Annotated in this window: 13 protein-coding genes and 1 other RNA gene; 7 read left to right on the forward strand and 7 right to left on the reverse strand. The window is 42.6% G+C overall.

All coding sequences use genetic code 11. The features are described from left to right. Positions 1–29 precede the first annotated feature (29 nt). Positions 30–380, reverse strand: coding sequence for an RnfH family protein (locus ACWYU8_RS19505; RefSeq protein ID WP_457521421.1), 351 nt, complete (start codon positions 378–380; stop codon positions 30–32). Next, entirely contained in the window at positions 370–813 is a 444-nt protein-coding gene (locus ACWYU8_RS19510; protein ID WP_444494021.1) for an SRPBCC family protein, read from the reverse strand. The genes ACWYU8_RS19505 and ACWYU8_RS19510 overlap by 11 nt, the downstream gene beginning before the upstream one ends. Before the next feature lie 118 nt (positions 814–931). Between ACWYU8_RS19510 and smpB the strand changes: the two genes are divergently transcribed. From smpB to ACWYU8_RS19530, 4 genes are all read left to right on the forward strand, one after another. Beyond that, positions 932–1,417, forward strand: a complete 486-nt coding sequence (gene smpB / locus ACWYU8_RS19515) for an SsrA-binding protein SmpB (RefSeq protein WP_457521422.1) — start codon at positions 932–934, stop codon at positions 1,415–1,417. Between the two features lie 67 nt (positions 1,418–1,484). Beyond that, positions 1,485–1,852, forward strand: a transfer-messenger RNA (tmRNA) gene (gene ssrA / locus ACWYU8_RS19520). Positions 1,853–2,183: 331 nt separating this feature from the next. Continuing rightward, positions 2,184–3,545: a type II toxin-antitoxin system HipA family toxin gene (locus tag ACWYU8_RS19525; RefSeq protein WP_457521423.1), complete on the forward strand. Its 1,362-nt coding sequence runs from the start codon at positions 2,184–2,186 to the stop codon at positions 3,543–3,545. Then, complete coding sequence (locus ACWYU8_RS19530) at positions 3,530–4,015, forward strand: helix-turn-helix transcriptional regulator (RefSeq protein WP_457521424.1); 486 nt, start codon at positions 3,530–3,532, stop codon at positions 4,013–4,015. Before ACWYU8_RS19525 ends, ACWYU8_RS19530 begins: the two co-directional genes overlap by 16 nt. 139 nt (positions 4,016–4,154) lie before the next feature. On the opposite strand, the gene ACWYU8_RS19535 is transcribed toward ACWYU8_RS19530, so the two are convergent. The 5 genes from ACWYU8_RS19535 to ACWYU8_RS19555 all read right to left on the reverse strand — a co-directional run bounded on the left by ACWYU8_RS19535 (position 4,155) and on the right by ACWYU8_RS19555 (position 8,346). After that, the gene (locus ACWYU8_RS19535; protein ID WP_457521425.1) at positions 4,155–4,490 is read right to left on the reverse strand and encodes a YnfA family protein; all 336 of its coding nucleotides are present in this window, start codon (positions 4,488–4,490) and stop codon (positions 4,155–4,157) included. 192 nt (positions 4,491–4,682) lie between these two features. Then, positions 4,683–5,651 (reverse strand): calcium/sodium antiporter, encoded by a 969-nt coding sequence (locus ACWYU8_RS19540; RefSeq protein WP_457521426.1) that lies wholly within the window; start codon positions 5,649–5,651, stop codon positions 4,683–4,685. Positions 5,652–6,254: 603 nt separating this feature from the next. Beyond that, entirely contained in the window at positions 6,255–6,758 is a 504-nt protein-coding gene (locus tag ACWYU8_RS19545) for a hypothetical protein (protein WP_457521427.1), read from the reverse strand. 264 nt (positions 6,759–7,022) lie between these two features. Next, positions 7,023–7,676 (reverse strand): response regulator, encoded by a 654-nt coding sequence (locus ACWYU8_RS19550; protein WP_457521428.1) that lies wholly within the window; start codon positions 7,674–7,676, stop codon positions 7,023–7,025. Further along, entirely contained in the window at positions 7,660–8,346 is a 687-nt protein-coding gene (locus tag ACWYU8_RS19555; RefSeq protein WP_457521429.1) for a sensor histidine kinase, read from the reverse strand. Before ACWYU8_RS19555 ends, ACWYU8_RS19550 begins: the two co-directional genes overlap by 17 nt. Positions 8,347–9,009: 663 nt before the next feature. Here ACWYU8_RS19555 and ACWYU8_RS19560 point away from each other — a divergent pair. The 3 genes from ACWYU8_RS19560 to ACWYU8_RS19570 all read left to right on the forward strand — a co-directional run. Continuing rightward, positions 9,010–9,630 carry a hypothetical protein gene (locus ACWYU8_RS19560; protein ID WP_457521430.1) on the forward strand — a complete coding sequence of 207 codons (621 nt, stop codon included), beginning with the start codon at positions 9,010–9,012 and terminating at the stop codon, positions 9,628–9,630. Beyond that, entirely contained in the window at positions 9,630–12,080 is a 2,451-nt protein-coding gene (locus tag ACWYU8_RS19565; RefSeq protein WP_457521431.1) for a hypothetical protein, read from the forward strand. Before ACWYU8_RS19560 ends, ACWYU8_RS19565 begins: the two co-directional genes overlap by 1 nt. A 156-nt stretch (positions 12,081–12,236) precedes the next feature. Continuing rightward, a partial coding sequence (locus tag ACWYU8_RS19570; RefSeq protein ID WP_457521432.1) for a S8 family serine peptidase occupies positions 12,237–12,761 on the forward strand: 525 nt, incomplete at its 3' end.

Consider the following 12,761-nt stretch of genomic DNA (forward strand, 5'->3'; position numbering starts at 1 on the left):
AATTGGGAGGTTTTTTAGTAATTCTGAGTTTAACTCTTACGTACTGCGTTAGTCTTACTACCAGTAACTGGTTCGGCATTGCCCGCCTCTTTCGCTTGTTCCGCACGTTTACGGCGAATCTCTTTAGGGTCAGCAAGTAGTGGACGATAAATTTCGATTCTGTCTCTGTCACGCACCGTCGCATCCAGCTTCACATTACGGCTGAATACACCAACTTTATTCTTCGATAAATCAATTTCCGGATATAGCTCAAGCACGCCAGATAGACTAATGATCTCTTCAACCGTTTCGTGCTTATTCACCACTAGATTAAACACACGCTGTTCATGTGGTAAGGCGTAAACAACCTCAACATGAATCATATCTGATTCAATACTCATAACACTCGTACACCTGTTTCGCACGTTTAGTAAAGGCATTGACCATGTTGCTAGTCAGCTCGTTAAAAATCTTACCAAAAGCCAATTCGATCATTTTACTAGAGAACTCAAATTCTAGTTTGAGTTCAACCTTACAAGCTTGCTCATCCAGAGCAGTAAAAAACCAACCGCCACGTAAAGTCTTAAAAGGGCCATCAACCAAGTTCATCATGATCGACTCGCCAGGAATAAGTTCATTTGAAGTGGTAAAGGTTTTACTGATCCCAGCTTTCGCCACATCTACAGAAGCCACCATACCATCATCCGAAGCGTTTATGACTCTAGATCCCGAGCAACCAGGTAGAAACTCAGGGTATTTAGCAACATCATTGACCAGATCAAACATCTGCTCTGCACTAAACGATACCAACGCTGAACGGCTGATTTGCTTCATACTTACTCCTATCGATACATGTCCAGATTAAAAGCGAGAGCCAATTTTACTTTTATTCAGCGATTGCGCAAACAAAAGGATTTCCTAACCGATATCCAAGCCGTATAATGAGGCCATTATGGCAAAGACAAAATCAAAACAAAAAGCGGGTAGTAGCACTATCGCGCTTAACAAAAAAGCTCGCCACGAGTATTTCATTGAAGATGAAATCGAAGCTGGCTTAGAGCTCCAAGGTTGGGAAGTGAAAGCCCTTCGCCAAGGTAAAGCCAATATTTCAGAAAGTTACGTATACATGCGTAACGGTGAAGCCTTTGTGAGTGGCATGACAATCACTCCTTTGAATCAGGCATCGACACACGTAGTGGCGAACCCTACCCGTGTGCGTAAATTACTTATGAGTCGTCGTGAACTCGACAACCTACTCGGTCGTGTGAACCGTGAAGGTATGACATTAATAGCACTTTCTCTGTACTGGTCTCGCTCTTGGGTGAAGATAAAAATTGGCGTAGCAAAAGGTAAAAAGCTGCACGATAAACGTACGGATTTAAAAGAAAAAGATTGGGCAAGAGAAAAAGCGCGCGTAATGAAGAGTTCACTGCGTTAATCTTGACCACTTAAACGCATAGGGCTGGACAGCTAATACTTTTCTGTTACTATGCGAACAATACCTTGGGGCTGATTTAGGATTCGACGGGAATTCAGAAGTCTGAGGTGCATGCCGAGGTGCGGTAGGCCTCGTTAACAAACCGCAAAAAAATAGTCGCAAACGACGAAAACTACGCACTAGCAGCTTAATACCCTGCTCAGAGCCTCTTTGCCCTAGCTTCCGCTTGTAAGACGGGGAATTACAAAGAGTCAAACCCAAACTAGCTAGCCCGGATTCTCCCGCCTGAGAGATGAACGGCGAATTATAATTCAGGATAGTCATTCATTAGCGTGTCGGTTCGCAGGTGGGTGGTGAATTTAAAGATCGACTAAGCATGTAGTACCAATGATGAAAGGTTTTCGGACGGGGGTTCAACTCCCCCCAGCTCCACCAAACGTTTGGAAAGGGCGATAACTCTCTGAGTTATCGCCCTTTTTGTATTTCTATCTTCGTGTTTAGGCAGTTTGTACTCACTTTTGGTACTAAAACATATTACGAACAACCTGCATGACTGAACAAACAATTAACGCCCCACTCCCTATCGCAGCTTTCATAGCTAAAACCATCCATTCGGCTCATCAACAATTTTGACTTACAGGTTATGAGTAACTATTTACTCACAAAGAGTCTCATTACACATTAATGAGTAAATAGTTACTCATAACTTGAAGGTAAAGGACTTTAAGCGTAAAGTTTTACTCATTGCTAAGTAGAGGTATTGTCGATGGAAGAACTAACCGTACAAGCTTTTATCAAAGGTGAATGGATAGATATTGGGATCATCTCGTTCCCTAAAAGTAGCCAACATAATTTCCGAGTGACAGAACTCAACTACCTCAGCGACTATGCACTAGAACATCTTGATAAAGATGACTTTCACGCTGTTTCACTAAACCACCCTGTCTCGTTCTTCTTTGATGACATGGGTAAACCTGGATGGTTAAAGTTTGTAGACGATATTATGCCTAGCGGCGCTAGTAGACGATACTGGGTTAAACACCTAGATATTGAAGATCTTAGTTCAGACGAGCAAGACTATGTTTTGCTCAAGTTTGGCACGATGTCGCCTATTGGCAACTTAAGAATAAAAGACTCTCTTCCTGAACGCTACGAAGTAGCAGACAACCTCTACTTCTCTGTGGATGATGTTAAAAATAGAGCAGGTGATTTCCTCGACTATGCACAGCAAAGAGGGGCAGCCGCAGGTGGTGCAACAGGGGCTGGAGGTGAAGCGCCAAAACTGATCCTCCGATGTGGTTTCGATCATAAATCTGGCAGCGAAAAAATATGGATTGATCCATACCAAGATGACAATAGCAACCACGACTTACATTACTTAGTAAAGTACCCTAGAGGCTCAAGAAGCACCATAGACTGTAATATTCTAAGAGCAGAGTTCTACTTCTACCACGCGCTAACTGATATGGGGGTCGAAACAATCTCCACCGAAGGTATGCGCTTGGAGGAAGGATTAAGCTATCCTTCCTTATGGCTTCCTCGATTTGATGTTCAAATTACTAATCAACAGATAGAGAGATTTGGCATGGAATCTGTGTATTCCATTTTGAACAAAGGCGCAGGAGTCACTCTTGACCACGAAACGACCATCCGAACTCTCATAGAAAAAATCACTGAAAGTAATATGGTTAAACACCAAGGATATATGTTTGACACCCAAGCTTTCGTCATTGAATGGGTGAAGAGAGATCTACTCAACATCTTGTTTGGTAATAGTGACAACCATGGCAGAAACACCTCATTCTTAAAGGGTGATGGAGTGATAAAACTTGCTCCCATTTACGATTTCGCACCAATGAAAGCTGACCCTGAAGGAATTCCAAGAACGACAAAATGGAAAGCCCCACTAGAGGTTGGCGGAACTTACGACTTCGTCGGAATAGCGGATACCTTATCTGATCTCGTGCCAAAGGAAGTGTTATTACAAGAGCTAAAGGTAACTGCAAGAAAATGCATTGACCTGAAGCAGAGACTGACTTTACAAGGAGTGCCAGAACAAATCTTGGAGATGCCAGCCGTTGGACTTAATTATATATCAGAAAAGCTCACTAAATGGGGGCTACTATGAATAAGCCAAGCAACAAAGAGTCCGTACAAGAAACGGTGGCTCGTCTAAGAGCAAGCCGAAATCAGCAGCAGGCCAAGACCGGGAAGAATACAACTTATTCGACCGAAGAGCGTTCTCCACTTAATACTCCGACCAGATCGAAAGCCTCAAAAAATGCCAAAGCAGTAAATGCAGCAGAACGCAAAACCGAGGCAAACAAGATCATCAAACACTTATTACTTGGAGAGCTAACACAAGGCCAAGCGTTGAAAAGCTTACGCGTTAATATACTGGGACTCAAACAGGATGTGTTCGCAAGACTTGTCGATGTCTCAAGAAAAACACTCTCAGATATAGAGAATGATCGGGGAAGCTACAATACAGAGATTCTCAACAAGGTATTCAGGCCATTTGGCTTAAAAGTCGGACTGCTACCCTCTTCTCCCGACGTGTTAAGATCGCTATTAACAGATGGTGAGGAAGGGCAATGATTCTTTGATTTATTGACATTTTAAAGTAAGAGGACGCGGATTCAGTTCCTTTTGAAGCAGGAAATGGATGTAACATTCAATGCAATACCAAACTAAAACAAGCGAATAACCTAATGCATTGAATAGTAGTTATTCGTCACTATGGTTTTGCATGAGGCGCAAACATTATTATCCCCATCCCAATCAATGCCACACTCACTCCGACGAGATCCCAAACTGTCGGACGTACTCCATCTACAAGCCATAACCAAAATAACGCAACGAAAATATACACGCCACCATAAGCCGCATAAACGCGTCCTGCGGCAGTCGGATGCAACGTCAATAACCAAGCAAAAATCATCAAACTTAGTGCTGCTGGAATGAGTAACAACGCTGATTTATCTTCTCGCAGCCATAAATAAGGGAGATAACATCCGATAATTTCTGCTATAGCCGTCAGTACAAATAGCGATAGCGTTTTTATTTCAGGCACGTTGTTCCTTACTTAACAGAGTATTCGTCGGAGACCAATAGAGTAATCGACGACATATCAAAGGTATTAACACAGAAGGGTATCCTTTGTATTCGCTCAGTCACCTGATCCAGAGTTTAATCTTAAGTGACCGAGCCAAAGAGGAAGGATTCACATGGCTAATGCCTTTATCCTTACCCATGTTGTTATAATTTATACCGCGCTGTAAACGAGATAACCGTTGTAGGCTACGTAACACAATAAAAGCAATAAGCCTTCTGCGCGAGAGATAGTTTGTGCCTTCCCAAAGCGCACAGCGGTTAACAGTAGAAGTGCCGTGACAAAAATCATTGACGTCCAGTCACGCCAGAATACTTCTGCACCTATATTCGAGATCGGTTCAATAGTGCCCGCAATCCCGACTACGGCTAACGAGTTAAACATATTCGAGCCAACCACATTTCCAACCGCAATGTCGTGCTCACCTTTACGAGCGGCGACAATAGATGCGGCTAGTTCAGGAAGAGAGGTACCTAACGCAACGATAGTTAAACCAATAAGCAAATCACTGACGCCAAGTTGCTGGGCAATTTCAACCGCTCCCCATACGAGAATTCTCGAGCTGATAATGAGTAACACTAAACCTGTAACCAGCCAAAAAATCGACGATTTGAGCGACATCGCCTGATTGGCTAATTCCTCATCCATCTCCTGCTCTAAATGATCGCCTTTTGCGCGAATAGCACTCCAGATCGACCAGCCTATGAGTAGAAAGAAACCACCTATCAATATCCAGGCTTCAAGTGCACTAATGTGGTGGTTCCACAACATCCCCCCAATCACGAGAGTAACCATCAAAAGGATAGGTAACTCTTTGCGAATAATGCTTGAGTGGACGGCAATCGGAGCAATGATCGCTGTGACGCCGAGTATTAAAGTGATGTTTACAATATTAGAACCAAGCGCATTTCCCAAAGCCAGCGCAGGATTTCCATCCATTGCTGCCATTGCAGAAACCACCATTTCAGGGGCTGACGTGCCAAATCCCACGACCAACATACCGATGAGTAGTGGCGGCATTCCCACGTAGTTGGCGCTTGCGGCTGCGCCCTCTACAAATTTATCTGCGCTCCACACAAGCAACGCGAAGCCAGCAACAATGGCCAATATTGACAATAACATGTTGATTACACCTAAATGAGATAACGTGAAAGTAGAAAATAACCACCAACTTGAATCAACAGACAACGTAAAGCACCACTCAGAAAGCGGTATACAAGTCTGAAAAAATCATCAAGAACAAGATTGGCAGTCACAGACGAGGCTCTAGAATCCATAGCAATTTATGCCATACAACTGGGTTCAAGACGCTCTGTTGTCGAAAATAAATAAGTAAGGTGTCAATGTGCGGGGAGATCGAAGCTGGTAAGTGGATTAACTGAGCAAAACTGGAAAATGAGAGAATTTCCCTGTTCTCTTGTTGAACGCCCCCAAAAAACAAAGCACACCATACTCTCACAGTAGGTTTCCTTTTATCAATTGGGTAGGCAAAACGACAAGCAAAACTCCGACCCTACCCGAATCGATGTTTTGCTTAAGTCTTGCCAGAACGTAGTGAACGTGAATACCACAAGCGTGTTGCTTGGAGACTGTTGATATTCACTCCTCTTCAAAAGAGGAAGGCTACTCCCTTAAACGTGACTGATTGTAGCGAATGAATTCACTTTATATCAACCATTAAGTGAATGAATACATTTCAGCCCCTAATATAGCCAATCAAAACAACTACATAACACACTCACCGCTAGCTTTCGCATATTCAATGGCTTTTTCTATCAATGATTTCACTTCGTCGCTCTCCATTGATGCCATCATACCGCTCACAGTACTGTCTGCTTCCGATTCAGATGTCGACTCGACAAAACATTGATAGCTGTTAGCAACGCTATTTGTCGCACTCTCAACGGCTTGAGAATCACTAAAATCTACATTCATTGCCTCTTTTACTGCTTCTGAAAACGCCTTTGCTACCTCAGAGGTTGCTGCGAGTTGTTCGAAATCAAACGTAACAGAGTCGGCTTGTTCCTGCATAGCGTCCATCTGTTCTTGAACAACTTCAGTCGCCTCGCTGGCGGTTTCCTGAACTTTATCCATAACTTCAGCCGCTGACTCTTGTGCACTATCCACAGCTTCAGTAACTGACTCTTTTACACTATCCGTTGCGTTATCACTCTTTTCACAACCAAATAGTGCAACGGCCATCATTACAGCATAAATCGCATGTTTCATTTTTTAACCTTCATCCGTATACGCAAACACTTTGATATTTTAGTCTATCTTCTCGAATAGTGTGCAAAAGTCGCTCTACAATTTGTATGGCGATTATGATTACCAACAAGCCAGAGATCTTTAAGTAATTCCCCATTGAAAACTTCTTGATATTTGTTTCAGCATAATTCTGCTTTGTATCTATTAGAAAGGGCGATAATTCATAGAATCATCGCCCTTTTCATTTTGTCTGTTTCGAACATAACAACTGATAAGCATAAACACTTAAGTAGTTGTAACTAGTATCTTATTCTCTATAGCAAATCGAACAAGATTAGGAATATCAGAGATATTTAACTTCTTCATGATGTTTGAACGATGAGTTTCAACCGTTTTGATACTGATGCAAGTATCATCTGCTATTTTGTTTGTTGAATAACCTTCAACGATTAATTGAAGAATCTGTCTTTGTCTGCTGGTTAATAAGTCCAGAGGTACCGCATCTGGTCTTCTACCCAACAGGTCATTGAGCATAGACTTATCTATCTTTCGGCTAATATAATTTCCACCACTCATGACAGAAGCGACCGCCAGTTCTAATTCTTCTACGGCTGAATCCTTAAGTAAATATCCTTGCGCACCATTTCTTAAGCTTCTTGCAACGTATTCGATATTTTTATGCATAGAGAGCATCAAAATATTAACGGGGATCTTATGCTTTCTGATGATACTAATTAGCTCTATTCCATTGATTCCTACAATTGAAATATCCAGAATAAGTAAATCTGGTTTTAATTTCTTCAAGTTAGGGATCAAATTTAAACCTGTATTGCTCTCCCCAACCACCTCAATATTTGGCAGTGTTTTTAATAAACTACAGATCCCTGCTCTGACTATATCATGGTCGTCAACAATGAATACTTTACTTGTATATATCATAATTCAATTCTGCCAATATTCTTGTTCCAGCATTTAACTCTGATTGGATATGGATTTTTCCGTTATGACGCGCAGCTCTTTCCTCTATACCCAGTAGACCTAGATGTAGGTGAGTATTAACTTTACGTTTTATTTTATCTATTTCAAATCCAATCCCGTCATCAGAGATTTCGACAGTAACTTTATCTTTATCAAAATCTAGATTAACTAAGATATTACTCGAATTTGCATGGCGGATGGCGTTATTTACTGCTTCCTGAATTATTCTGAATAAGTCCGTTTTTAATTGTTGATTTATATCTGGAAATTGTTCTTTGAATTTAAATTCTATTTTATTGTTTAATGTCGAAGACATTTTTTCAAGAAGACGCCTAATTGCGTTGATAAAACACACTTCACTGATAATACCAGGTCTCAGTTCAGCAGATTTATGTCGCACTTTTTCTATAACATCCTCAATCAATAAAATCGAATCATCAACTCTACTACTATTATTGCAATGTTCTTTTTTATGTAGCTGTAAGTTGATTTGTATAGCGGTTAGTACCTGACCAAGGTCATCATGCAACTCCCTTGATATACTGGCTCTCTCTTCTTCCTTGCTAACTTGTAATTTTTCATTAAGAAACCGTATCCATTTATACGGATCTTCTAATTTTGCACAATCCATGTGGCTCTTACCCCGATTTATAGAACCATTTAACTAGCAATGAATTCAACACTCTACTAAACTAGTTTACTAGTACACATACAAATAGTATGTTGTTCCAAGAGTGCGCATTTATCCTTAATGCATTCATTTACATTTGAATAACACTATTGATTTTTTATATCAACTTAAATAAATAGACAGGACTAAATTAAGAGCGTAGCAATATCTACTGCTACTGATTGGTTTATTGATTAACTATTTTACAGATAGGACTAAACGTTAGTAATTAACACCGATTTACAATGGTTAATTAGATTCTTGTCGTGGAGGCGGTCTTACTTAAGCTTTAAATTTTTGGAAGCAAGGTCAACCATAAAACTAAAGACTTGTTGAGCAAGTACTCTAGATCACAAAAATAAGATAAAAACGGCAACAAGAGACACCATAAATGTTATGTCGCTCAAAAACAAGCATATATCCACTAAAGAGTAAGATGTAGCCCGAAATATTCCCACCTTTACACTACCGCCCTATTCTTCGCGTACTTTTCATTGAATCTCATACAATTTAAAAAATCAGGGATTCCCTGATATCAGAAAGTAAGGTCATTCGTTATTTTGATTTGATGGTAGAGGATCTACCTGAATAAATTGCTTAAAAATATATAGTCAAGGATAACTAATGAAACTCAGATCAAAGATGGCTGTGTTGCTGTCAGCGTTCACGCTGCTCACATCTGTCGCACAAGCGGCGCAGCTCCAATCACAGAACCTAAAACAACTCATCGCTGATTCTGAAAGTATTATTTCGGGTCAGGTTCAAAGCGTCACTGATGGCATTTCTGAACAAGGCTTCCCTTACACAGAAGTCACCATCAAAGTAGGCGAAGCGGCTTTAGGTAACCACGCCGAGGGCTCTGAATACACATTCCGTCAATTTGGCTTGCTTAAGCCTCGTATTCTGCCAAATGGCAACAAAATGATAGCGATGACTCCAGAAGGTTTCCCTCGTTGGCACCAAGACGAAGTCGTTGTCGTCTTCATGCATAAAGCAGCGTCATTGACAGGCTTGCGCTCTACCGCAGGTCTGGCGAACGGTAAGTTCATCCTCCAAGGTGGCAAGGTAGTCAACGAATTTAATAACCAAGGCATTTTTGACAATCTAGAGTTTGCTGAAGACACGCTGACTCAATCAGAACAGCTAATGGTAGAGACTCAAGGTGCCTTCAACGCGCCTGAATTTATGAGTGTTCTGGGTAAAGCCGTATCTGAGCAGTGGATCAGCAATGGGAAGATGAAATAATGAAACGTAATACATTAACAATTGCGATTGCAGCTCTACTTACGACCAGTGCGGTACAAGCGGGTGGTCCTTTACTCACAACTGACGATGGCAACCCGACGCCTTTCGTGTGGGATACCTCTAATGGCCCAATTCCCATCTATGTCGATGGCGGCGAAGCTTTTACGTACGACTACGATGGCACGACGCCATTTTTATCCATTGAGCAAGCACGACAAATCACTCAGTTTGCTTTCAGTCAGTGGAATAATGTTGAAACGTCAACGTTTAGCGCCGATGTAGAGAATCTCATCACAATTGAATCGCAAACAGGCGTTGCTGACGTAACGGGTTCAAATGCACTACCGTTTTATACTCAACAAAATGGCTATGGCTTTTGGGTACTTTACGATACCGATGGCAGCATCTTAGAAAATATGTTCGGTGTTTCTAAGGAATCCGTATTAGGTATCTCCTTCCCAAAAATTGTCGATGGTAACAACAAGATTATCGAAGCAACGACCGTCATCAACGGTTGGAACGTATGGGATAATGACAATGAAGGCCTGCAAATTGCTGGCGTGTTTACGCACGAAATCGGACACGCGATCAACCTGTCTCACTCGCAAACCAATGGTCATATAGGTTACTCCAGTACCCAAGCTTCACCGAAATTCCCTGGTGTTGCAGGGTGTGACGTAGAAGCGGTTTATGCTCATGACTCAAAAAGCGCAGTAAACCGCGCTGATCCTGAGATCATTGAGACCATGTATCCGTTCATCGGCCACCATGGTGCAGGTGCGGTAGCGCAAAGCACTGTGAACGTATCGGATGACCGTGTGGCGATCTCCAACCTTTACCCTACTCAAGAATATCTGAGCCAATTGGGGTCAATTGAAGGCACTCTGCACTTAAAAGATGGTTCTACTGGTTACAGCGGTGTAAACATCATCGCCCGTAATGTAAATGACCCTCTGATTGATGCGATATCAGTGCAATCGGGTAACTTAACCCAAGGCAAAGTCGGTCCTGATGGGTACTTTAAAATCAATGGTCTGACTCCAGGTCAGAGTTACGTGTTGTACACCGAAGAGATCACCAGCGGCTCCTACCCAACAGATACGACGGAGATCCTTTCTGCTGCCGAATACTGGAATGATAACGAAAGCAACAACCCTATCTCAGATGACCCATGTGACGTGACACCGATCGTCGCAGAAGCCGGTCAAACCAAACAAGCTGATTTAGTGTTTAACGGCTACGAAGATGGCGTCGATTTCAAACCTATTGTCTACGCACACCTCACGGATTTGGCAAAAAATGGTAAATCGTCAATCGGCATGTTAGGCAGCACGCCGTTCGTTTGGGATGAAAACAAGGGCATTAGCACACTGCCGAGTTTTCTCAGTACTAGCTCAGCCAAAATGAGCGCGAATGGTAATAAACTTCTACTCAATTCTGATCATGACAAAAACGGAGTAACCGCTCCGGTCATTTGGACGGCTTCGAATGGCGTCCTACCTTTGGGTGATCTTAACGGCAATACTTGTGGTGGTAGCAGTCAGCAAGGCACCTCTTCTGCAGTAGGTTGGGATATTGACGCGTCAGGCAATACCGCTGTTGGTACTGCATACAAGGACGTCGATGGCAATGGTACATGTGTCACATACTTCGGAGGTGAAATCGTTCCGTTCATCTGGACCGAGAAAAAAGGTATGCGCGAACTAGACACCAGCAGTGTTGATTGGGCAAAAACCTCTTGGGCTCGCGCCCATGCGATTTCAGGTAACGGCGAAGTGGTACTCGGTTCACTTGGTGGCAACAAAGCGGTGGCGTGGGTAAATGAAGGCAAAATGATTAACCTCTATGAAGCGGCTGGAGCACTCGGTGCCTACGCCTCTTCTTATGACGGTAAACAAGTTGCTCTGCAAACCAACACAAATAACGTTCTATTGTGGGACCACACTAAAAAAGGCGATGCGGCCTTTACCGACATCGGCAGTCTGGAATGGTGTAACGATGTGCCACTGGTATTGGTAGGTCGTAATTTCTGTGAAAACTTCGGTGTTGACTGGGTTCATGCCAATTACGCTAAATACGTTGCGATGTCACCTGCTGATATGAGCGACAATGGTGACGTGATCATTGGACGTGGTGGTAGTGTTAAAACTGGATACGTTGGTGCCATCTACATCAAAGGTCTTGGCTGGATGACATTAGACGAATTCTACGAGAAACAAGGGGTATTAGAAGCGGAAAATGCCTACATGGATAACCCACTATCCCTTGATGGCGCAGGCTCGAAAATGGTAGGTGGTCTCGCAGGTTACTCAGTCTCTTTCCACGTAGACATGTCTCAGGTATATGTTTGTGAAAACGGGGCTTCGGTTAAGACCGGCTTCCCGAATGGACTGGTTAATAAGATCAAGTCTGGCGCGGAATTTGGTCGCTGTGAACACTTGGCGGATTAATTTCCACTGAAACGAAAAGGTGGCTAACGAATCGATAGCCACCTGCTTAAAACTAAATAGTTTTGACAGACACCTTAATATCCTTCTACAGCAGGATAACGAACAAAAATTGAACATCCAGAGGATCACTGGATGCGACTCTCTTTAGGGATGATTATGAAAATTTTGAATAAATCGCTTATCGCGATGGGCATTTGCTTGTCGTTTGGCGCACACGCAGCCGATGACCGATACATCATTCAAGTTGACAGCGCTAACAAAGGCGTGGTTAAAAACCTGGCCAAAAAACTCGGCGCAGATATCAATGTTGAAGGTCAGGAATTTTTTGCAGCGACGTTTACAGGTAAAGATTTAGCAACCGTTAAAGGCCTGCTAAACAACCCGCACATCCAACTTATCGAAGAAGACGCAAAGCGTAAACTGCTTAGCTACAGCGATGACATTGGAGACGCACGTGAAACTCAGCTGACACCATATGCCGTATACCAATCTCAAGCTGATCAACTGACTTTTCAACCAAATAGCGCAATTAAGGTCTGTGTGATTGACTCGGGCTTAGACCGTTCAAACAATGACTTCGACTGGGCAAGCATTACTGGTGATAACGACTCGGGTACTGGTAACTGGGATGAAAACGGTGGCCCTCACGGCACACACGTAGCCGGTACGATTGGTGCAGCA

Source organism: Vibrio limimangrovi (assembly GCF_054064025.1).